We start from the raw sequence: 22,046 nt of genomic DNA, 5'->3' as shown, positions 1-22,046 counted from the left end.
CGACAGGCCTGCCGACGGCGGCGCGGTCCTGCGGACCGGTGCAGCCGTCGGCAGTAGACGGATGGCGCCACCTTCGGATAACACAATCCGAACAAGATTCTTTCCCGGTACGGCGTTGACCTGCGGATAGCAGAGACTTCACGCAGTCTTTACAACAAACTCGACGCTGTGCCACGATGGCGCCCGCGCCCCGCACCGGACCCCCGTCCCATCCCGGAAACGGCTCGCCGATGAATCCCGCCCCCGACACCGGACTGGTCCGCGCGGCGCAGGCCGGTGACCCCCGTGCGCGCCAGGAGCTGTTCGCCGCCCACCTTTCGCTGGTGTACAACGTGGTCGGTCGCGCCCTCGACGGGCACCCGGACACCGACGACGTGGTGCAGGAGACGATGCTGCGCGCCGTGGCGGCGTTGCCGAGGCTGCGCGACCCGGACCGGTTCCGTTCCTGGCTGATCGCCATCGCGGTCCGGCAGACCCAGGAGCGGGGACGGGCCCGCGGCACCGCCCAGGCCCGCCTGCGGCAGCTGGCCGACTGGACCGAGTTGCCCGACCCCGCCGCCGATCCGGAGGGCGAGACCCTGGCCAGCGTCAGCCTGTCGACCCAGCGGCGCGAGGTCGCGGCGGCCACCCGCTGGCTCACCCCGACCGAGCAGAGCCTGCTCGCGCTGTGGTGGCAGGAGGTGGCCGGTGTGCTGACCCGCACCGATCTGGCGGCGGCGCTGGGCATCACCGTCGCCCACGCGGCGGTCCGGGTGCAGCGGATGAAGGCGCAGCTCGACCTGGCCCGGCAGGTGGTGCAGGCGTGGCGGGCCGATCCGCGCTGCCCCGGCCTGGACACGGCCGCCCGAGATCCTCGGCGCCGTCAGGGTCCGCTGTCGCTGCGCCGGGCCGAGCAGCACGTCCAGGACTGCGCGGTGTGCGCCGGACGCCTGGCGCCGCTGGTGCCCGCCGAACGACTGCTGACCGGGGCCACGCTGCTGCCGGTCCCGGTGGCCCTGGCGGCGAAGGTCGCCGGGCTGCTGAGCACGGGTGCGGTCGCCACCAACGCCGGTTCGGTCGGCCTGGCGGTGGGCGACTGGCTGCGCCGAGGCGTCGCCGGACTGAGCGCCAAGACGGCCGTCATCGGCGGATCGTCGCTGGCCGCGGCGACTGCGGCGGCGGTGCTCGCCGTCCACTACCTGCCCGCGTCCCCGCCTGCGGCAAAGGCCGACCCGCCCCAGCCCACACCCTCGGCATCCGCGCCCGCCACCGCGCCGAGCCCGAGCGCGTCACCGAGCCCGTCACGAGCACCCGCGGCGGCGGCCCGACCGGTCACCGGTGTGGCCGCGGCCGAACTGTACGTGGCACCCGGCGGCAGCGACACCAACCCGGGCACGCTCACCGCCCCGCTGGCCAGCCTGAACCGCGCCGTCGAACTGGTCCGGCCCGGTCAGACCATCGCGCTGCGTGGCGGCACCTACCGGGCGACCGGCCCGGTCACCATCACCACCAGCGGCACCGAGTCGCAGCGGATCACCCTGAGCAACTACCGCGACGAGCAGCCGGTGCTGGACGCGACCACGATCCGCGACAACCAGTGGTACGTGACCCAGCGCGCGTCGTACTGGACCGTGCAGGGCCTGACCGTGCAGCACGCCAAGACGTTCCCGTACGTCTGCGTGAGCTGCCGCGGCTCCGTCTTCCAGCGGTTGTCGATGCACGACAACGGCGCCACCGGGTTGGTGCTGCGCGGGCCCGGCACGGTCGGCAACCGGGTGCTCGACAGTGACTTCCACGACAACCACGATGACGCCGCGCACGGCGCCAACGCCGACGGGGTCGCGTTCAAGGACGGCGACGGCGCGGGCAACGTGATCCGCGGCTGCCGCGCCTTCCGCAACGCCGACGACGGCGTCGACCTCAGCGGGTTCGCCGACCCGGTGACGGTGGAGCGCAACTGGGCGTACGGAAACGGCGTCAACCGGTGGGGCCTGGCCGACTTCGCCGGGGCGGGCACCGGGTTCAAGCTCGGCGGCGGCGACCCGGTGCCGGCCGCCAGGCACGTCGTGCGGGACAACGCCGCCTGGGACAACGCCAGTTACGGTTTCACCGAGCAGAACAACCCCGGTGCGATCACGGTCACCGGCAACACGGCGTTCCGCAACGGCGGCGACGGGTTCGCGTTCTGGTACTCCCCCTCGGTACTGGAGGCGAACCTGGCGCTGGGCAACGGCCGCGACGACAACCGGGGCGACACCGCCCACGAGAGCGGCAACTCGTGGAACCAGAGCGGTTGGACCGTGGCGCTGCTGCGCAGCGCCGATCCAGCCGCGGCCGAGGGTCCCCGCCGCCCGGACGGCACACTGCCCGGCACCACGTTCCTGACCCCGACCCGGCCCGGCGTCGGGGCGAAGATGGCGCCCTAGGCCTGGTCGGGTGCCCGCGTCACTTTCCGCCGTTCCGGGAGTCCCCGGTCGCGGCGTTTTCAGGCCGCCGAGAAAGTCCGGAAGTCGCCGTGCATCATGTTCCGGACCGTCTCGCAGAACGCGACCATCGCCTCCATCCTCTGAATCATCATGATCATCATCTTCTGCAACCAATAATCGTGGTGCCACTCCACTTCGTACAGTCGTCACTCATCCCCTTCACGTCACATATTCGGCTTCGGTACACCGTCCCCGATGACCGGCCGGACCGCAGGTGTGATGCCCATGGGAAAAACCGTCCGACCCATCCTGGAAACGTTGCCGAAGAGGCCTGTTCCGACAGGCCGAAACACACGCCTCCGCCTTGCCTGAAATTCCCGCCCCAGCCGCCGTCCGCAGTGTTCTCATCGGGTCTCGCGAGCGTCACACGGGCAGATGTCGCCATCCATTCGAAAGGTACTTTTCTTGTTGAGCGACGCTGCCGGTCGGTCAACGGGAAACGACGCACCCTCGCCTGCGTCGCTCGGCTGTTAGGCTGCGCGCATGTCAGCCTTGGGCGTCGTCGCCTGGCCGCCCGAGCCGATCAGGACCGAGCGGCTCGTGCTTCGCGAGTCCGAGGCCCGGGACCGTGCGGTGTTCATCGAGCTGCTGGCCTCGCCCGAGGTCCACACCTACCTCGGCGGCCCTCGACCGCGACCCGAGCTTGAGCGCGAGCTGCCCGAGGTGCCCGAGCGGGCGCCCGGGAGTTTCGTCGTTGAGCTCGACGGGGCGATGATCGGCCTGATCCTGCTCAGGAGAGCGACGAAGCACCGCCCGGCCGCCGTGGGCAAGGCCGACCTCGGTTACCTGTTCCTGCCGCGGGCGTGGGGATTCGGGTACGCCGCCGAGGCGTGCGCGGCGGCACTCGACTGGTTCGACAGCGCCCTGCCCGGCGAGCCGGTGGTGCTCGCCACCCAGACCGCCAACGTCAGCTCGATGCGGCTGGCGGTGAAGCTGGGCTTCACCGAGGTGGAGCGGTTCCATGCCTGGGATGCCGAGCAGTGGCTCGGCCTGCGGTCCCCGGTCACGCCGTCCGCCTGAGCCCAAGGTCGCCAGGGGTGCGTTTCCGGCCGCCGACAGGCGGCAGCCGTGATCTCACGGCGAGCGGACAGGGACCGTGCTCCCGGCAAGCCGAACGTGTCGGCCGACCCCGCGCCACCACGACGGGCGCGACGGGCACACTTCCAGGGTGAACGACGATCTCGACGCGGTGGCCGCACTCCACGACCCGGTCCGCCGGGCGCTGTATGAATTTGTCGCGGCCCAGGGGCGCCCGGTCGGGCGCGAGGAGGCAGGGCAGGCGGCTGGCATCTCCCGTACGCTGGCCGCCTTCCACCTGGACAAGCTCGCCGAGGCCGGGCTGCTGGAGATCGACTTCATGCGACTGACCGACGCCAAGCCGGGTCCGGGCGGCGGCCGCCCGGCGAAGGTCTACCGCCGCGCCCGTACCGCGCGCAAGGTCACCCTGCCCGAGCGCGACTACGAGCAGTTGGCGGGCCTGCTGGCCGAGGTCGTGCACGACCTCGACGCCGACGACCGGGCCATCGCGGCGGCCGGTGCCGCCGGGCGGCGGCTGCACCAGCCCGGCGCGTGGCACCAGACGCTGCGGGACCGGGGCTACGAGCCCTATGCCGACGGTGACCGGGTGCGGCTGCGCAACTGCCCGTTCCACCAGGTCGCGCGGGATCAGCCGCTGCTGGTGTGTGCGATGAACCTGGCCCTGTGCCAGGGCCTGGCCGGTGCGGACGCGACGGCCGAATTGGATCCCCGCCCCGACGAATGCTGCGTCTCCTTCTCTAAAAACAAAAATTGTTGACATAGAATCACTGCCGGTGATCTGCTGTGGGTATGCATCTCGCGCAGCTGAACGTCGGGCACCTCATCGCGCCCGTCGACGCCCCGGAAATCGCCGAGTTCATCGCCCTGCTCGAACCGGTCAACGCCCTCGCCGACGAGGCATCCGGCTTCGTGTGGCGCCTCAAGGCGTCCGAGACCGACCCGACCGCGACCTACATCCATGATTTCGGCGACGACCTGCTGCTCAACATGTCGGTCTGGCGCACCCGCGACGACCTGTGGAACTACGTCTACCGGACCCGGCACCTGGCGGTGCTGCAGCGGCGCCGCGAGTGGTTCCAGCGGTCGCTGGAGGTCAGCAGCGTGATGTGGTGGATTCCCGAGCAGCATCTGCCGACGGCCGACGAGGGCATGGTGCGGCTGAGCCGGCTGCGCGAGCAGGGCGCGGGTCCGGAGGCGTTCACGTTCAAGGACTTCCACGAGGCATCGGCGGCGGTCGCCTGACCTGCCACGCGACCGAAGGAAGAAGCCGTCCCGCCCGGAGTCGGGCGGAACGGCTTCAGGAAGCGGCGCAGATCAGAAGACCGGAACGCCCGCGCGGACCAGGCGCCAGTTCGGCTGGAAGAAGTCGGCCGGGTCGATGACGCCCTTGGCCTGTGCCCAGTCGATGAGCAGCTGGCGGATCTCCTGCTGGGCGTTGTAGACCTGCGGCTTGACGATGCCGGGGAAGCCGCCGCCGCCACTGCGCCGGTAGTTGTTCACCGCGACCACGAACTGGTCGGCGTCGGCCACCGGCGTGGTCGTGCCGCCGTGGTACAGCGCCACGATCCGCTGCCCCACCGGCTTGCTGATGTCGATGTCGTAGTCGACGCCGGACAGCGTGTCGTAGTTGTAGTCCGGCACCGCCGGGTCGCTGATCACGGCCGGGTCGACCGTCTCCCCCGGGGCGAACGTGCGGAAGTACTTCGCCGAGTACTCCAGGTAGGCACGCACCTCGGCGCCGGTCAGCACCACCGCTTCGAGGGTGTTGTCGTAGATGTACAGCCCCGCGACGTCCTTGATCTTGACGTCGCCCGCCGGGAAGAGCGCGGTGCGGCTGAACGGCGCCGAGATCGACAGCACCGGCAGGCCCGCGTACGAGGTCGAGGCCAGCGCGGCGGCCACGGTCTCGGCCTGCACGTTGTTGATGAAGTCCAGGATCGGCGTGTCGCGGTAGCGGGACTCCGCCGCCGACAGCTCGACGACCGAGGTGGCGACCACCTGGTTGATGTAGGCCACCGTCGTGTCGTGCTGGGCCCGCACCGCCGCGACGACCGCCGGGTCCTCGACCACGGTGTTGGTGTTGAGCATCGTCGCGTGCTTGCTGACGACCTTCCAGCGGCCGCGCTCGCGGCTGAGCGTGAAGTCCATCCGGGTGACCCGCTGGCCCCACTTGGACGGCTCGGAGGTCAGCACCTGCTCGCCGGTCTGCGTGTTGGTGACGAACTTCTCCACGATCTCGCTGTGCGCGTGGCCGAACAGGATCGCGTCGATGCCCGGCACCTGCTGCGCGATGAGCGCGGTCGGGTTCTCGTTGGGCAGCTCGGTGCCGTAGCTGGACACGCCGCTGTCACCGCCGTGCGCGGAGATCAGGATGATGTCGGCGCCGCGGTCGCGCATGATCGGGACGTACTTGGCCGCGGTGGCGATCATGTCCTCGAAGCGCAGCACACCCTCGACGTTGGCCCGGTCCCAGATCGCCACGCCCGGGTTGGTCAGGCCGAGGATGCCGACCCGCAGCGACGGCGCGTCCGGACCGAGCGATACCTTCTTGATGACGTACGGCGTGAACGCGGGCTGGCCGCTGCGGGCCTGGACCGCGTTGGCGGCCAGCGCCGGGAAGCCCAGCTGCTTGATCCACAGGTCGAGCAGCGGCAGGCCGTAGTTGAACTCGTGGTTACCCAGCGTCACGGCGTCGTAGTCGATGACGTTCATCGCCCGCGCCATCGGGTGCCGCTCACCGGTCGAGGTGATCGGCTGCTGCTTGGCGTAGAACGTCGCCAGCGGGGTGCCCTGAATGGTGTCGCCGGCGTCGAGGACCAGCGTGGCCTTGCCCCGGCGCTCGGCGCGGATCTGGTTGACCAGGGTGGCGACCTTCGCGACGCCGACGTCGTTGTGCGCGCTGTCGTCGTACTCCTTGTCGCGGTAGTAGTCCCAGTTGAAGACGTTGCCGTGGGTGTCGGAGGTGCCCAGGACCGTCAGATCGTAGGTCTGGGGCTGCCCGCCTGCCTGCGCCGGAGCGGCGACGGCCAGCGGGCCCACGACGGCGGCCGCGGCCGCGCCGGTGAGCAGCTGCCGCCGGGACGGCATGCCGGAGGGTGGGGTCATCTCTAGTGCCTTTCCGAGGGGGTCGCGCCCGGTGGGGCGCCACCACGCACCCTAGTCAAACGGGTGATCAGCTCGCCATCCGATCGGCATGGACGCATAGCCGCATGTCCAACTTTCAGCGGGAAGGTGCGGGCCGCCGGCTCGGCGATCAGCGGCCATGCCGCGCACGTGCACGGGCCCGGCCAGGGGCTTACCCCGGCCGGGCCTCGAGTGGAGGCGCCGTGCTGCCCACCCCCGTGGCGGCAGTCCGTGCCTGTGCCACAGAGCTTGCGGTGCCGCCCTTACCACCGGCTTAACACCGGTGGCAGGCGCTCGGCAGCGGTCGGCTACGGTGCGCTCCATGGTCGACTTCCTGTTGCTGGGCCCCCTCGAGGCACGCCACGAGGGCAGGTCCCTCGATCTGGGCCGACGGCGGGCGGAGCGGTGCCTGCTCGGCATCCTCCTGCTGGAGGCGGGCAGCGTGGTGCCGGCCGACCGGCTGGTGGACCTCATCTGGGACGCCGAACCCCCGGCGACCGGGCGTTCGATCCTGCAGATCTACATGTCGCGGCTGCGGTCCGCGCTCGACCCGGACCGCGACGGCCGCTTCGGGGTGCAACTGCTGGCGCGCGGCGACGGGTACCAGGCCCAGGTTCGGCCCGAGGCTGTCGACGCGCACATCTTCCGCGCCCGCACCGAGCAGGCGCTGGCCGACCCTGACCCGGCCGACCGGGCGGCGACCCTGCGCGAGGCGCTGGCATGGTGGCGCGGGCCGCTGCTGGCCGGCGACATCTCCGACAGGCTGCGCGACCGGCTGGGCGCCGGGCTCGCCGAGCTGCGGCTACAGGCGTGGGAGGCGTGCCTGGAAGCCGACCTGAGCCTCGGCCGCCACCGCCGGGCGGTCGGCGAGCTGGCCGAGCTGGCGCAGGCACACCCGCTGCGCGAGCGGCTGATCGCGCTGCACATGCTGGCGCTGTACCGCAACGCCCAGCCCGCGGAGGCGCTGGCCACGTTCCGCCGCACCCGCGAACTGCTCGTCGCCGAGCTGGGTGTGGAGCCGGGCCGCGATCTGCACGAGCTGCACCTGCGGATCCTCAACGACGATCCGGGGCTGGAGTTGCCCGCGCCGGCGGCCGTCGCGGTGAGCGGCCCGCCCGCGCCGCGCACCCTGCCGCGCCGCATCCCCGACTTCGTCGGCCGCGCCGCCGAGCTGGCCCGGCTCACCGACGGGGTCGAGGCGGGACGGGACGGCCGGCAGACCGTGGTGATCAGCGGCATCGCGGGCATCGGCGGCGTGGGCAAGACCGCGCTGGCCCTGCACTGGGCACACCAGCACGCCGCGCGCTTCCCCGACGGCCAGCTCTTCGTCAACCTGCGCGGGTTCGACACCGCGGCACCGCTGCGGGCCGCCGACGCGCTGGCCGTCCTGCTCGGCGCGCTGGGCGTGGCGCCCGATCGGATCCCCCTCGACGTCGAGAGCGCGGCCGGGCTGTACCGGTCGCTGCTGGCCGGTAAGCGCATGCTGATCGTGCTGGACAACGCCCACAACGCCGCCCAGGTACGGCCGCTGCTGCCCGGTGACGACACCACCACTGTAATCGTGACCAGCCGCGATGCGCTGGCGGGGCTGGTCGCGCAGGAGGGTGCGGCGCTGCTGCACCTCGACGTGCTCAGCGCCGCGGAGTCGGTGCGCCTGCTCGCCGAGATCATCGGGCCGGACCGGGTGGGCACCGACGCGGCAGGGCTGGACGCGCTCGCACGGCTGTGCGGATACCTGCCGCTGGCGCTGCGCATCGCCGCGGCCCGGCTCACCGCCGACCCCCGCGCCGACGTCGCCGGGCTGGTGGCCGAGCTGTCCGACAGCGACCGGCTCGGCGGCCTGGCCATCCACGACGACCCGCAGACCGCCGTACGGATGGTGTTCGAGCACTCCTACCGCGCCCTGAGCCCGGCCGATCAGGAGCTGTTCCGGCGGCTGGGGCTGGTGCCAGGACTGGACTTCCCGAGCGCGGCCGCGGCCGCGCTCGCCGGAGTCGACGCGGAGCAGGCGGAGCGAGGGCTGCGCCACCTCGCCGACGCCCACCTGGTCACCGAGACCGTTCCGGGACGCTTCACCATGCACGACCTCCTGCGCGAGTACGCCGAGTCACTGTGCGAGCAGGTCGACGGCGAGACGGCCACCCTCGGGGCGTTCACCAGGCTCACCGACTGGTATCTGGAGCAGGCCGACGCCGCCGCCCGGGTGCTGGACCCGAACATGGCCCGCATGCGCGAGGCCCCGCCGGTGACCGTGGTGTACGCGAGCCGGCCGGAGGCGGCGGCCTGGCTCGACACCGAGCGGGCCGCCCTGGTCAGCCTGATCGTCCGGGCGGCCGTGCTGCGGCTGCCGCAGGCCAGCGTGCTGGCCGACGCGCTGCGCCCCTACCTGGCCTACCGGGCGCCGATCGACCTGGTCCAGGCCGGGTCGGCCGCGCTGGAGGCGGCCGAGCACACCGGCGACCTGCGCGCCCAGGTGGCGATGCACCTCGGCCAGACCAACGCCATGTACATGATGGACCGCCACGCCGAGGCTATCGCCGCCGGCGAGCGAGCCAGGGCCATCGTCGAGAAACTGGACTGGCCGCTCGGGCGGCTGACCACCGCCAGCCTGCTGGGCACCGCGCACCTCACCGCCGGCAACCTCGGACAGTCCGCGCAGTACAGCCGCGAAGCGCTGGAGATCGCCCAGACGCTGGGCGCCGAGCACAGCGTGGCCGTGGCCAGCGGACGGCTGTCGCTGCTGGCCCTACTACGCGGGCACCTGCCCGAGGCGGCCCAGCGTTTCGAGGACGCCAACAAGCAGCTCGGTCCGGGCGTCGAGCTGGCGGTCGGGCTGTTCAACCTGGCCGAGGTCTGCCTGCTGCTGGGCGACACACCCCGCGCGGCCGACCTGGTGGCGCAGGCGATGGCGCAGATCGCCGACGCCGACAACCCGGTCGTCGAGGCGTCGGCGCGGATCACCCGCGCGGCGGTCGGCCTGGCCCAGGGGCAGCTCGACGCCGCCCTCGCCGACGCCGAGCGGGCCGAGCGGGCCCTCGTCGAGGCGACCCATCCCCAGGTCAAGGCGCACGGGGAGTACATGCTGGCCAGGGTGCTGCTGGAGCAGCAGCGCCTGGACCGGGCCGAGGCGATGATCGAGGCGGCGCTGCGCACCAACGCGCAGATCGGGATGCGCCACTCCGAGGTGGAGACGCAGACTCTGTACGCCGATCTGCTACGGCGCCAGGGCCGCCTCGACGAGGCCGCCGCCACCGCCCGCCAGGCGCTGGACACCGCGCTGGCCTGTGAGTACGAGCTGCTGGCCGGGCAGGCCCGCACGGTCCTCGCCGAGATCCTGCTCGCCGCGGGCGACCGCGCGGCGGCCGCGCAGCAGGCCCGCAGGGCGCTGGCCGAGCAGGATGCGCTCGAGCACACGCCAGGCGCGGAACGGGCCGCGCGAGTGCTGGCCGCGGCTTCCTGACCGAACGGGCAGCCCCGATCGCTCGACCGGGCTGCCCGTTCCGCGCGAAGCGGCCGTCAGCGGACCAGGTGCGGGGCGACCTGCTCGGCGATCAGTTCGAAGGACCGGACGCGGGCGGCGACGTCGTACACGAGCGTGGTGAGCATCAGCTCGTCGGCCCCGGTGCGGGCCAGCAGCGCCGACAGCTGGGAGGTCACCGTCTCCGGCGAGCCGAGTGCCTGCCCGTCGCGCCGGGCCAGCACGAACTCTCGCTCCATCGGCGTGTACGGGTACTCCGCCGCCTCCTGCGGGCTCGGCATCCGCCCCGGGCGTCCCTGCCGCAGCAGCAGGAACGACAGCCCGGCCGGACCGGCCAGCCATTGCGCCTCCGCGTCCGTCGGTGCGCACACGGCGCTGACCGCCACCATCGCGTACGGCTGCTCCAGCCAGCGCGACGGCCGGAACGCGTCCCGGTAGACGGCCAGGGCCACGTCGGTGTTGGCGGCGCTGAAGTGGTGCGCGAACGAGAACGGCAGTCCGAGCCGCCCGGCCAGGCGGGCGCTGAAGTCGCTCGAACCCAGCAGCCAGATCGCCGGGGCGTCGCCGCGACCCGGCACGGCCGTGACCCGGGGCGTCCCGGTGCCGGTGCCGAAGTAGTCGATGAGCCGGGCCAGCTCCTGCGGGAAGTCGTCGGCCGACAGCGCCTCCATGCTGCGGCGCAGCGCCAGCGCGGTGACCTGGTCGGTGCCCGGGGCCCGGCCCAGGCCCAGGTCGATACGGTCGGGGTGCAGCGCCACCAGGGTGCCGAACTGCTCGGCGACCACCAGCGGGGCGTGGTTGGGCAGCATCACCCCGCCCGAGCCCAGCCGGATCGAACTGGTGTTCGCCGCGAGGTGGGCCAGCAGCACGGCCGGGCGGAGCTGGCGATGCCGGGCATGTTGTGGTGCTCGGCGACCCAGAACCGCCGGTAGCCCAGCTGCTCGGTGCGCTGGGCGAGCCGGGTGGTGTGCGCCAGCGCCTCGGTGTGGGAGGCGCCCTCGGCGACGGGGCAAGGTCGAGCACGGACAGCGGTACAGAGGTCACGAGGATGGTGAACCCTGCCCGGCCCGGATCGCTTCCCGACCCGACGAAGATCACATGCCGGGCGCCGACGCCCGCAGCGCCGGAACAGCCGGCGGCTCCAGCTGCTCATCCGCGCTCGGCCCCGACGCCTGCGGCACCGCCTCGGCCGACGCCTGCGGCACCGCCTCGGCCGACGCCTGCGCCACTGCCGGCGCCTCCACCCGGGGCTTCGGGCTGACCTGTGCGGGGACCAGGAGGAACACGGCCAGGTCGTGGCAGACGTGCACGGCGATCCCCAGCAGGATGCTGCCCGAGGCCAGGTAGAGGGCGGTGAACAGCACCGTGAGGTAGGCGACGCCGAACAGGCCACGGCGGCCCTGGTAGGCATGCCCGGCCAGGAACAGCACGGCGCTGGCCGACGCGGTCAGGGCGACGGGCAGCTGATACTGCTCGGCGACCGCGCCGATGAGCAGCCCCCGGAACACCACCTCCTCGGTGACCCCCGCCGAAACCGCCACCAGCGCCGCCAACAGCCGCTCGTGCCGATCGCGCGGCAGGAGCACGGTCATCCCGGCAGGCACCGGTGCTCCGTTTCCCCGGCGCAGCCGACGACGCAGCCCGAGCGTGCCCGACAGCAGTGCCAGCATCATGAGGGCCGCCAGTGCGTAGTCGAGGCCGTCGCCGCCGGGCATCGTCCAGCCCGCGTCGGGCGCGGTGAGGTCAGGGCTCACGAGCACCGCGAGGGGCACCAGCGCCGCGGTCGCCCAGGACAGGACGATCATGCGGCGGTACACCTTCGGCCGCAGGGACGGATCGGCGGTCAACCGCTGCACCAGCAGTCCGCGGCGACGGACCGACCGGACCGCGTTGACCGCCGCAGCGCTGGCGACCAGGCCGAGCAGGATGTGGGTCAGGACTTCAGCGAGAACGCGCACGGGGGATGATCTTCCCGGCGCCGCGCTGCGGCCACAACGCCTGTTCGGCCAGTCCGTACGCGAGGATGGTGGGCATGAGTGACGCGACGACGGTGCGGCTGGCGCGCGGGGCCGTGATGCCCCGCCTTGGACTGGGCACCTGGCCCATGGACGACGCGCAGGCCGCGCGCAGTGTGGTGGCGGCGGTCGAGGCGGGGTACCGGCTGTTCGACACGGCCGAGAACTACGGCAACGAGCGCGGTGTCGGCCAGGGTGTCCGCGACTGCGGGCTGCCTCGCGAGCAGCTGTTCGTCACGACGAAGTTCAACGCGCAGTGGCACGGGCGCGACCTGGTCCGCGAGGCGTTCGACGGCTCGGCGCGGCGACTGGGCCTGGACTACGTCGACCTGCTCCTGATCCATTGGCCCAACCCGGAGCAGGACCGCTATGTGGACGCCTGGCGGGGCATGCTGGACCTGCTGGCCGAGGGTCGGCTGCGGGCGGTCGGGGTGTCCAACTTCAAGCCCGCGCACCTGCGGCGGCTGCTGGACGAGACGGGCGAACTGCCCGATGTCAACCAGATCCAGCTCAGCCCGTACACGACGCGTGCGCAGGCGCGGGAGTTCCACGTCGAGCACGCCGTCGTCACGCAGACGTGGAGCCCGCTCGGACGGGGCACGGAGCTGCTGGAGGAGCCCGTGATCGTGGACGCGGCCAAGGCGCACGGGCGCACCCCGGCCCAGGTGGTGCTGCGCTGGCACCTGCAGCTGGGCCTGAGCACCGTGCCGAAGTCGGCCCACCCGCAGCGGATGCGCGAGAACCTCGCCGTGTTCGACTTCGCGCTGACCGACGCCGAGATGGCGCTCATCTCCGGGCTCGACCGGGGCGAGCAGGCCGCCGCCGACTCCGACGCGTTCGGGCACTGACGACGCCTCCGCACCCGACCGGCGCCGTCGGCGGCCAGAGCCCGCTCGATCGTGCGGTCTCGGGGAAAGTGCACGAATCCTGGGCGGAATTCCGGCACTTTCCCGGAGACCGCACCGATCTTGGGCAACGGAGAGCGGGCTGCCCTACACCTCTCGGTTGAGTGTCTACTCCGGAGGATGGACCGCGACGGCCCGCCGCGGTTGCACGCGCTCGCGGCCCGGCCGCTGCCACCATGTGGCCGGGGAGGTGGTGCGGCGATGCGATTCGTCTTTCGCCTGGCCGAGACTGAACATGAGCTGGAGCTGCGGCTGGGCCGTCCGGACGCGACGGTGGCCGATCTGGCGGCGGCGCTGGGCCTGGGCGGTGACCTGCTGGTCGACGGCAAGGTCAGCCGGGCCGAGACGGCGCTGGTCGAGTCCGGGCTGGTGTCCGGTTCGCAGGTGAGCGCGGCCGGGGCGGAGCCGACCGTGGCGCCGCCGCCGCTGGCGGTGCTGCGCGTGGTCGGCGGCCTGGAGGCGGGCCGGTCGGTGCCGCTGCACACGGGGCGGACGACCCTCGGCCGCGCCCCCGAGGCCGGGATCCGCCTGGCCGCCCCGGACGTGTCCCGCGTGCACTGCGCCCTGGACGTGGCCCTCGACGGCCGGGTCCAGGTCAGCGACCTGTCCTCGCTCAACGGCACCGACGTCGACGGGGAACGGATCACGGGGCCGGTGACCGTCGGCGCCGACGACGTGATCTGCCTGGCCGGGCAGGTGCTGGTCCGGGTGCTGCCGTCGACCCGCCTGGAACGGGTCCAGCACGTCAACCCGGTGCGCGAGGCCCGTCCCGGCGGCACGATGCCGTTCAACCGGCCGCCCCGACCGGCCGTGGCCGCGACGGCCGAGGCGGTGCGGGTGCCGGGGGCGCCGCCGTCGCCGCACCGCACCCCGTTCAACCTGGCGCTGTTCTTCGGTCCGCTGGTCATGGCCGTGGTCATGGTGATGGTGCTGGGCGACTGGCGGTACGCGCTGTTCGCGCTGCTGAGCCCGATGATGTTCATCGGCGAGTTCGTCGAGCAGCGCACCCGTGGCCGGATCAGCCTGCGTCGCGGTCGCCGCGACCACGCCAAGGCGCTGGAGGCGGCACGTACGCGGCTGGCCGCGCTGCGGGTCGCCGAGATCCGGGCCCGGCGCGCGTACGGCCCTGACCCGGCTGAGCTGCTGGCCCTCGCCCAGAGTCCGGGCGTACGGCTGTGGGAGCGCCGTCCCGACTCCCCCGACTTCCTCCAGCTCAGCGTCGGCGTCGCCGACCAGCAGTGGCAACCGGTGCTGGTGGCCGAGGGCGGCCAGGAACCCGACCCGGCCGCCGTGCGGGAACTGGGCATGCCGGAGGTGTTGCCGCAGGTGCCGGTGCTGGTGTCGGCCGCCGCCGGAGCCGTGGTCGGGTTGCAGGGCGACCGGTCGGCGGCGCTGGCCGTGGCCCGGTCGCTGCTGTGCCAGGCCGTGGTGACCAGCGGCCCCGCCGACGTGACGGTGGCGGTGTTCACCGACACCGACCGCGCCGCCGACTGGGACTGGACGAAGTGGATCCCGCACGGCACCCAGCCGCGAGCGGGCACGGCGCGGCTGGTGGCGGTCGGCGACGAGCAGTCGTCGTCGCTGGCCCGCGCGTTGCTGGCGGCCGGGGCACCCGAGGAGCGGCAGCGACGACAGGTGCTGCTCGTGGTGGTCGACGGGGCCGCGCTACTGGAAGGGCGGCCGTGTCCGCTGCGCGAGCTGCTGGCCACGGGCGCGGTGCCGTGCGGGGCGATCGTGCTCACCGACCGGCTGCCCGCGCTGTGCACCTCGGTGCTGACGGTGGGCGGGGACCGTACCGGACGTCTGTCGCAGGTCACCACCGGTGCGGAGGTCACCGGGATCCTGCTGCAGGGCATGGCCGAGCGGTACGCCCGCCGTACCGCGCGCGCCCTGGCCCGGTTCGACGACCCGGAGCTGCCCACCGACGGCGCGGGCCTGCCCGACCGGATCAACCTGCTGCCGCTGCTCGGTCTGCCCGAGGTCAGCGGGGGTGCGTTGGCGGCCCGCTGGGGCGCCAACGCCGACGCGCTGCGGGTGCGGGCGGTGCTGGGGGTCAGCGAGCGGGAGCTGTTCGGCATCGACCTGGACGACGACGGCCCGCACGGCCTGATCGCGGGCACCACCGGGTCGGGCAAGAGCGAACTGCTGCGCACGATGATCGCGGCGATGGCGGTGGAGACCGATCCGCAGCATCTGACGTTCGTGCTGGTCGACTACAAGGGCGGCGGGGCGCTGGACGAGTGCGCCCGGCTGCCGCACGTGGTGGGCCTGGTGACCGACCTGGACGAGCAGTTGGGCGAGCGGGCGCTGCGGTGCATGGAGGCGGAGCTGAAGTATCGCGAGCACGCGCTGCGCGACGCCGGGGTCAGCCACGTGCGCGACTACCAGCGGCTGCGGCGTACGCAGCGGCCGGAGCTGGAGCCGATGCCGCGGCTGGTGGTGGTGATCGACGAGTTCGCGACGCTGGTCAAGTCGCTGCCGGACTTCGTGGACTCGCTGGTGAGCATCGCGCAGCGGGGTCGCAGCCTGGGCATGCACCTGATCATGGCGACGCAACGTCCGGCGGGTTCGGTCAGTGACGCGATCAAGAACAACGTGAAGCTGCGGATCGCGCTGCGGCTGGAGAGCACCGGCGACTCCCTCGACGTGATCGACAGCCCGGTGGCGGCGGGCATCGGCAGCCGCCAGTGGGGCCGGGCCTACTACCGGCTCAGCGCCCGGGAGATGCTGCCGGTGCAGACGGCGCTGTCGACGGGGGTGACTCCGACCGACTCGGCCTCCTCGGCGGTGGCGGTGGTGCCGTTCGGGCTGGTCCCGGCGGCGCGTGCGGAGGCCGCCGACACCGACGGCGAGCACGATCTGCTGCGGATCGTGGGTGCGGCCCAGGCGGCGTGCCAGGCGGCGGCGATCGCCCCGGCGCGCAGGCCGTGGCCGGATCCGCTGCCCGCCGTCGTCACCCTCGACGAGCTGGGCCCGGTGCACCGGGGCCTGCAGACCGATCTGTCCGGGCGGCCCGCGATCGCGCTGGCCGACGATCCGGACCGGCAGGCGCAGTACCCGGTCGGCTGGGACCTCGACGCCGGGAACCTGCTGGTGTACGGGGCGGTCGGCGCCGGAACCACGACCGCCCTGGCGACGCTGGCCCTGGCCGCCGCCACGGCCGCCCCGCCGGACCGCCAGCACCTGTACGTACTGGACCTGGGCGCCGGTGAGCTGGCGCCGCTGGAGCGGCTGCCGCACACGGGCGCCTACATCGGGGCGGCCGACCGGGAGCGGCAGTCGCGGCTGATCCGGCTGCTGCGCCGGGAACTGGACGCCCGCAAGGCCGGTGCGCCGCAGACGCCGTGGCTGGTGCTGATCGACAACGTGGGCGCGCTGCTGGCCGACTACAACCGGGACGTGGCCGGGATGGCGCTGGCCGAGGAGCTGTCGCGGGTGTACGCCGACGGTCCGGCCGTCGGGGTGCACCTCGCCGCGACCTCGGACCGCTCCGGGGCCGTGCCCGGCCCGTGGGCCGCGTCCACCCAGCAGAAACTGCTGCTGCGCCTGGCCGACCCGAACGAGTACGGCGTCTTCGACGTGCCCCGGGTGGCGGTGCCCGCGTTCACGCCGGGCCGGGCCGTGGTCGCCGCGACCCGGCAGGTGGTGCAGCTGGCCTGTCCGGGTGGCGAGCTGGCCGAAGCGGTGGCCGCAGTCGGCGCCGCGTACCCCGGGGCGCGGCGCAGCGCGCTGTCGGTCGGGGCGCTGCCGCCGCAGGTCCGGCTGTCCGAGCTCGGGGTCAGGGCGGAGCTGGGCGCGGAGCCGTGGTCGCTGCCGATCGGCGTCGGCGCCGAGTCGCTGTCGGCCACCGGCCTCAGCCTGTACGAGCAGGAGCACGCGGTCGTCACCGGCCCGTCGCGGTCGGGTCGCAGCACCGCGCTGTGCACGATCGCGCTGGCGGCGCTGGCCGCCGATCCGGCCCCCGCGGTGGTGGCGTTCACACCGCGCCGCTCGCCGCTGCGCGAGGTGGACCCGCGCGTGCGCTCCTGCGCCGACCACGACTCGCTGCGCTCGGTGCTGTCGGCCACCGACCGGCCGACGCTGCTGCTGGTCGACGACGCCGAGGCGGTCACCGACCAGGTCGGCGACATGCTGGACACCTGGCTGGCCAGCGGCGGCCCCGGGCGGCACCTGGTCGCGGCGGGGCGGGCCGAGGGCATGCGGCGGGCGTACGGCGGCTGGATCCAGCGCGTACGCGACTGCCGTACCGGCGTGCTGCTGGTGCCCGACCACGACCTCGACGGTGACCTGCTCGGGGTGGCCCTGCCCCGGCACGACCGGATGGCGCCGCTGCCCGGCCGCGGGTACCTCGTGGCCAACGGGACGGTGGACGGGATCCAGCTCGCCCTACCACCGGGGTTGTAGGCCGCCTACCGCCGTCGGCGGATGTCGATTTACATCCGCCGCCGGTCGACCGGGCCCATGGCCGACTGCGAGTCTCGGCATCGGACAGTCGAGGCGCCTGGGGAGGATCGCGATGGTCGAGCCGTACGAGCGGGTCAACTATGACTACGCCTCCGCCGATCAGCTCCGCGCGGCGCTGGTCGCGGCCGTGGACCGGACCCATCAGGTCATCGAGCAGCGGCGCGGCGAGCGACGCCGCCAGCTCGGCGACCAGCCGGGCCTGAGCTGGCAGGGCAAGTACCGCCGCGATTTCGACAGCGACTTCAACCGTCAGCAGAAGGCGCTGATGGCGCTGGAGGAGGACCTGCGCGACGTGCTGCGGGTGCTGGACCGCACCACCCAGCAGGCCCACGACGCCAACCTGCGGCACCGCTGAGGCCGCGACGATGGGAACCAGTTCCGCGATCCCGGAGAACCTGCTCGCGTACGCCAACAGGTGCGTCCCGGCCGACGAGGGCCTGCGCGACCTCGTCCTGGGGCAGCTGCGCCCGGCGATCCTGACCTTCTTCAGCCGCAACGTGCCGCGCGACGACGGGCAGAACATCGACCTGGGGCCGCTCAGGGCACGCCTGGGCGGCGTCTGCACGACCGGCTCGGTCGACGCCAGGCTGCTCGCGACGGCCAACGACGCGGCACGCCTGGACGCGTGGGTGAAGCTCATCGGCCGGGGGTTCCAGATCGCGGGCGAGCAGGGGCCGCCGCTGCAGGGCCCGCTGCCGCAGGGCCAGAAGTGGCCGGTGGTGTTCCATGCCGACGACGACGCCCTGGGCAACCTCGCCGCGAACCTGACCAACGACTCGGGCGCGGACCTGGCCGCCAAGGCGAAGGCGGGCGCCAACGACCCGGCGGTGATCAAGTGGGTGTCCGAGCAGCTCGGGTTGCACGGCAACGACCCGTACTACCTCGCGGCGGTGTTCAACAATCTGGACCCCAACGACATCGCGCGGCTGCTGCGCGACCCGGCCAACGGCAAGCTGCTGGCGTACGCGTTCGCCAAGAACCTGATCACGCCCGAGGCGGCCGCGAAGATCGTCGAGGCGATCAGCCACATCTCCGGGGGCTACGAGATCAGCCCCGAGCACCAGTACATCCCCGCCGACTCCCGCAACGCGCTGCTGAAGTACCTCGCCGCCGACCCGGCCGCCGCGAAGTACTTCCTCAACGCGATCGGCACCGACGGCTGGAAGAAGCTGATGAACCTGTACGCGGGCGCGCCGGTGCCCGGCTCGCACTCGTACCCGCTGGAGGTCCTGCAGACGGTCCTGGCCGACACCAAGGATCCGGCCGAGGTCCAGCGCCTGCTGGACCTGCTCGCCGAGAACCTGCCGGGCAACGTCGACGAGAAGGAGTTCGAGCAGATCAAGCCGCTGCTGCAGGACATCCTGCGCACCAACGTGCCGAAGCTGCTCGGACCGATGCCGCCCGCGAGCGACAACATCGTCGAACTGCAGGACTGGGTCAACAAGTACGCGATCGCGATGGACGGGTTGAAGAAGTTCGGCGACTGGGTCGACAGCCACTACGAGGACGTCACCAAGCGCAACCAGTTCTTCCCGCAACTCTTCCTCAGCATCACGGTCGACCTGGCGACCGAGAAGCTCACCGGACTGCTGCCCGGCGGCAAACTCACCGAGCTCTCCGTCGACCAGCTGATGGGGCTGCTGCCCGACTGGCAGGGCAAGCTGCTCGACCTCCTCGAGGTCAAACCCGGCGACGACATCGACCCGCACAAGTTCCCGCGGACGATCGCGCTGTCCGGCATCATCCACGCCCTGGCCGAGCAGGGCCGGATCAAGCTGCCCGGACAGGACGGCAAGGTGACCTGGGCGCAGCTGGAGAAGGACCCCGACTTCAAGAAGATGTTCGAGGCGTTCATCGACAACCAGCCGCCCGAGGACAAGGACAAGTACGACGACTGGTTCAAGAAGCGCCGCGGCCTGCTGCAGTGGGCGCAGAAGTACCACATCGACGGCGGAACGCTGTTCACCGTCGTCGACACCCTCGACAACAACATGCTCGCCTAGCCGTCCGGCTGGGGCACCGAACCGAGGAGGAACAGATGGCAACAGTCAAGGTGACCGATCAGGCGCACGCGGACGCGCAGCGCCTGCTCGGCATCATCAACAACCAGATGCCCACGCTCATCAGCCAGCTGCAGACCACCGGCCGCGCGCTCAAGGACCCCAACAACTGGGACGGCCCGCTCGCCGTGCAGTACCGGGGCGTGTGGGACAAGGCCGAGGGCGACCTGACCAAGTGGAAGGAAGCGCTGACCGAGCTGCAGCAGTCCGTCCAGAAGATCCTGACCAACATCTCGCGCGCCGGCGGCGCGTGAGCCGACCGACCGGGCGGTGCCGCACTCCGGCACCGCCCGCCCGCTCTGGGAGACACGGCGATGGACGACGGTCCCGAGCTCATCGACGGCTACCGTGACCTGGTACGGATCGGTCACGGTGGCTTCAGCGTGGTCTACCGCGCCCGCCAGGTCAGCTTCGACCGCGACGTCGCGGTGAAGGTGCTGATGGTCGGCTCGGACGAGTCGCTGCACCGCCGCCTCCTGCGCGAGGCGCGACTGACCGCCCAGCTCAGTGGTCATCCCAACATCGTGACCGTCCTGGACGCCGGCACCACCCGCGCCGGGCGGCCATACCTGGCGACCGAACTGTACGAGCACGGCTCGCTGCACGACCGGGTGCGCGCCGACGGGCCGCTGCCAGCCGCCGAGGCCGCCCGCATCGGCGTGAAGATCGCCGGGGCGCTGGCCGCCGCGCACGAGGCCGGGGTGGTGCACCGCGACGTCAAGCCGGGCAACATCCTGCTCTCCCGGTACGGCGAGCCGGTGCTGGCCGACTTCGGCGTCGCCTGGCTGCTGGACGGCCACACCTCGGGCACCATGCTCGACGTCTTCTCCCCGCACCACGTGGCCCCGGAGACCATCGACGGCGGCCGCCCCGGCCCCGCCGCCGACGTGTACGCCCTCGGCTCGACGCTGTACCAGCTGGTGAGCGGGCGGGCGCCGTACAGCGGCGAGGGTGACGAGTCGGTCGCGGCGGTGCTGTGGCGGACCGTGCACGATCCGGTGCCGCGCTTGGACTGCCCGCAGCTGCCAGGCCTGGCCGATGTGCTGGCCAGGGCGATGGCCAAGGATCCCGCCGCCCGCCACCCCGACGGCACCACGCTGGCCGCCGCGCTGCGGGCGCTGCTGACCGCCGCCGGCCCGGCCCCGGCGCCGGCCGCGCCCGCCTCGCCGGAGGCGACCCAGTTCCGGCCCGACCGGGTGCTGGTCGCACCCGCGTCCTCGGTGGTCGCGCCCCGCCGCCGGTACGTGCTCATCGGCGCCGTCGCGGGCGCGGCGGTGCTGCTGGCGTCCGCCGTCGCGGTGCGGTCGGGCACCGCCCCCGAGCCACGGGCCGGTGGTCCCGGCTCCACGACGGTCACCCCGGTGGACACCGCCCCGGAGCAGGCCCGACCCGGCATGGTGTCGGCGCAGGAGGAGCAGGGGTCGGTGCGCGTGCGGTGGAGCCCGGCGCCGGTGTCCGGCGGCCCGATGGTGGTGCAGGTGCTGCCGACCGGGACCGGGATGCGCACCCGCACCGAGCCGGTGCCGCCCGGCGCGACACAGTTGCTGGTCGGCGGCCTCGACCCGAACACCGGCTACTGCCTGCGCGTCGGGGCGGTGCTGGGCGAGCAGGCACCCGCGCCGGTGGTGTGGTCGCGTCCGGCGTGTGTCCGTCAAGCCGAGATGCGCGGCCCGTACGCCGAGGCCGCCCCCACGCCGGAGGTGCGCTGATGCCCCGAGTCACGACCCTGCTCGGTTCGGGCGCGGCCGCGCTGCTGGCCGTGTCGGCGGTGGCGGTGCTGGTGTGGCCGCGCCAGCCCGATCCGGCACCGGCGCCGCAGGCCGGGCCGGAGACCGTCACGTCGGTGAAGTTCCTGGTCGACGACGTCGGGATCGCCGCCGCCGACTGCCCGCGTGGCGTGGGCTGGGCCGACGACCCGGTGCACGGCGAGGTGATGACGCTCCGCGGCGCGGGCGAGTTCTGCCAGACCAGCGGCCCGATGATCCGTACGGCGGGCAGTTGGTCGGTGGCGGCGTGGGTGCGACTGGCCAAGGCGCCGGACGGGTACGCCATGACGTTCGTGGCCCAGGACGGCGCCTACGCCAGCGGCTTCTACCTGCAGTACAGCTGGTTCCATCGCAAGTGGGTGTGCAACTGGATGCAGGCCGACATGATGAACCCGACCCGCAACGCCGCCTCGGTCTCCGACGAGCCGGTGACCACCCAGTGGACCCACCTGGTCGGCACCTACGACGCGAGCACCCGCAGGCTGCTGGTCTACGTCAACGGCGTACCCGGGCACGCGGCGACGATCGGCAAGCCGTGGCAGGCGGGCGGCCCGCTGACGATCGGCCGTGGCAAGTGGGACGGCAAGTCCAGTGACCTCGCGCAGGGCCAGGTCACCGACGTACGCGTGTGGGGCCGGGCGCTCAAGCCGGAGGAGGTCATCACGCTGCGCGACGCGGCGACCCGCGCGTCATAGCACCGCCGAACCCGCCCTCCGCGGACCGGGTAAGGAA

Annotated in this window: 16 protein-coding genes; 12 read left to right on the top strand and 4 right to left on the bottom strand. The window is 72.8% G+C overall.

Annotation, left to right across the window (positions count from 1 at the left end; all coding sequences use genetic code 11):
* Window positions 1-230: 230 nt before the first annotated feature.
* The 4 genes from KUA19_RS11405 (at window position 231) to KUA19_RS11390 (ending at window position 4,745) form a co-directional block, all read left to right on the top strand.
* The gene (locus KUA19_RS11405; RefSeq protein WP_217396163.1) at window positions 231-2,405 is read left to right on the top strand and encodes a sigma-70 family RNA polymerase sigma factor; all 2,175 of its coding nucleotides are present in this window, start codon (window positions 231-233) and stop codon (window positions 2,403-2,405) included.
* A 543-nt stretch (window positions 2,406-2,948) separates the two neighbouring features.
* Entirely contained in the window at window positions 2,949-3,485 is a 537-nt protein-coding gene (locus KUA19_RS11400) for a GNAT family N-acetyltransferase (RefSeq protein WP_217396162.1), read from the top strand.
* Window positions 3,486-3,633: 148 nt separating this feature from the next.
* Window positions 3,634-4,260 carry a helix-turn-helix transcriptional regulator gene (locus KUA19_RS11395; RefSeq protein WP_217396161.1) on the top strand — a complete coding sequence of 209 codons (627 nt, stop codon included), beginning with the start codon at window positions 3,634-3,636 and terminating at the stop codon, window positions 4,258-4,260.
* Window positions 4,261-4,292: 32 nt separating this feature from the next.
* Window positions 4,293-4,745 carry a DUF3291 domain-containing protein gene (locus tag KUA19_RS11390; RefSeq protein ID WP_217396160.1) on the top strand — a complete coding sequence of 151 codons (453 nt, stop codon included), beginning with the start codon at window positions 4,293-4,295 and terminating at the stop codon, window positions 4,743-4,745.
* A 72-nt stretch (window positions 4,746-4,817) separates the two neighbouring features.
* Here KUA19_RS11390 and KUA19_RS11385 read toward each other — a convergent pair whose 3' ends face one another.
* On the bottom strand, window positions 4,818-6,608 hold the full coding sequence (locus tag KUA19_RS11385; RefSeq protein ID WP_217396159.1) for a bifunctional metallophosphatase/5'-nucleotidase: 1,791 nt from the start codon (window positions 6,606-6,608) through the stop codon (window positions 4,818-4,820).
* A 340-nt stretch (window positions 6,609-6,948) separates the two neighbouring features.
* On the opposite strand from KUA19_RS11385, the gene KUA19_RS11380 reads away from it, so the two are divergent.
* Entirely contained in the window at window positions 6,949-10,086 is a 3,138-nt protein-coding gene (locus KUA19_RS11380) for an AfsR/SARP family transcriptional regulator (protein ID WP_217396158.1), read from the top strand.
* A gap of 56 nt (window positions 10,087-10,142) precedes the next feature.
* On the opposite strand, the gene KUA19_RS11375 is transcribed toward KUA19_RS11380, so the two are convergent.
* The 3 genes from KUA19_RS11375 to KUA19_RS44500 are packed head-to-tail and all read right to left on the bottom strand — an operon-like array spanning window position 10,143 to window position 12,062.
* Window positions 10,143-10,973 (bottom strand): LLM class flavin-dependent oxidoreductase, encoded by an 831-nt coding sequence (locus tag KUA19_RS11375; RefSeq protein WP_308167419.1) that lies wholly within the window; start codon window positions 10,971-10,973, stop codon window positions 10,143-10,145.
* Window positions 10,913-11,257 (bottom strand): LLM class flavin-dependent oxidoreductase, encoded by a 345-nt coding sequence (locus KUA19_RS44945; protein WP_372451789.1) that lies wholly within the window; start codon window positions 11,255-11,257, stop codon window positions 10,913-10,915. The genes KUA19_RS11375 and KUA19_RS44945 overlap by 61 nt, the downstream gene beginning before the upstream one ends.
* The gene (locus KUA19_RS44500) at window positions 11,199-12,062 is read right to left on the bottom strand and encodes a CPBP family intramembrane glutamic endopeptidase (protein WP_217396157.1); all 864 of its coding nucleotides are present in this window, start codon (window positions 12,060-12,062) and stop codon (window positions 11,199-11,201) included. The genes KUA19_RS44945 and KUA19_RS44500 overlap by 59 nt, the downstream gene beginning before the upstream one ends.
* 74 nt (window positions 12,063-12,136) lie before the next feature.
* Here KUA19_RS44500 and KUA19_RS11365 point away from each other — a divergent pair, with 74 nt between their 5' ends.
* The 7 genes from KUA19_RS11365 to KUA19_RS11335 all read left to right on the top strand — a co-directional run bounded on the left by KUA19_RS11365 (window position 12,137) and on the right by KUA19_RS11335 (window position 22,009).
* On the top strand, window positions 12,137-12,967 hold the full coding sequence (locus tag KUA19_RS11365; protein ID WP_217396156.1) for an aldo/keto reductase: 831 nt from the start codon (window positions 12,137-12,139) through the stop codon (window positions 12,965-12,967).
* A gap of 258 nt (window positions 12,968-13,225) precedes the next feature.
* Window positions 13,226-17,428: a type VII secretion EssC family protein gene (locus tag KUA19_RS11360; RefSeq protein WP_217396155.1), complete on the top strand. Its 4,203-nt coding sequence runs from the start codon at window positions 13,226-13,228 to the stop codon at window positions 17,426-17,428.
* 112 nt (window positions 17,429-17,540) lie between these two features.
* Entirely contained in the window at window positions 17,541-17,843 is a 303-nt protein-coding gene (locus tag KUA19_RS11355) for a hypothetical protein (protein ID WP_217396154.1), read from the top strand.
* Window positions 17,844-17,853: 10 nt separating this feature from the next.
* Window positions 17,854-19,491 carry a hypothetical protein gene (locus KUA19_RS11350; protein ID WP_217396153.1) on the top strand — a complete coding sequence of 546 codons (1,638 nt, stop codon included), beginning with the start codon at window positions 17,854-17,856 and terminating at the stop codon, window positions 19,489-19,491.
* A 35-nt stretch (window positions 19,492-19,526) separates the two neighbouring features.
* Window positions 19,527-19,802 carry a pyrophosphorylase gene (locus KUA19_RS11345; protein ID WP_217396152.1) on the top strand — a complete coding sequence of 92 codons (276 nt, stop codon included), beginning with the start codon at window positions 19,527-19,529 and terminating at the stop codon, window positions 19,800-19,802.
* 60 nt (window positions 19,803-19,862) lie between these two features.
* On the top strand, window positions 19,863-21,257 hold the full coding sequence (locus KUA19_RS11340; RefSeq protein ID WP_217396151.1) for a protein kinase domain-containing protein: 1,395 nt from the start codon (window positions 19,863-19,865) through the stop codon (window positions 21,255-21,257).
* Window positions 21,257-22,009 (top strand): LamG domain-containing protein, encoded by a 753-nt coding sequence (locus tag KUA19_RS11335; protein WP_217396150.1) that lies wholly within the window; start codon window positions 21,257-21,259, stop codon window positions 22,007-22,009. The genes KUA19_RS11340 and KUA19_RS11335 overlap by 1 nt, the downstream gene beginning before the upstream one ends.
* Window positions 22,010-22,046: the final 37 nt, after the last annotated feature.

This window comes from Catellatospora tritici (assembly GCF_019083965.1).
In the GTDB taxonomy this organism is placed as follows: domain Bacteria; phylum Actinomycetota; class Actinomycetes; order Mycobacteriales; family Micromonosporaceae; genus Catellatospora; species Catellatospora tritici.
This window is presented reverse-complemented; position numbering and strand designations above follow the sequence as displayed.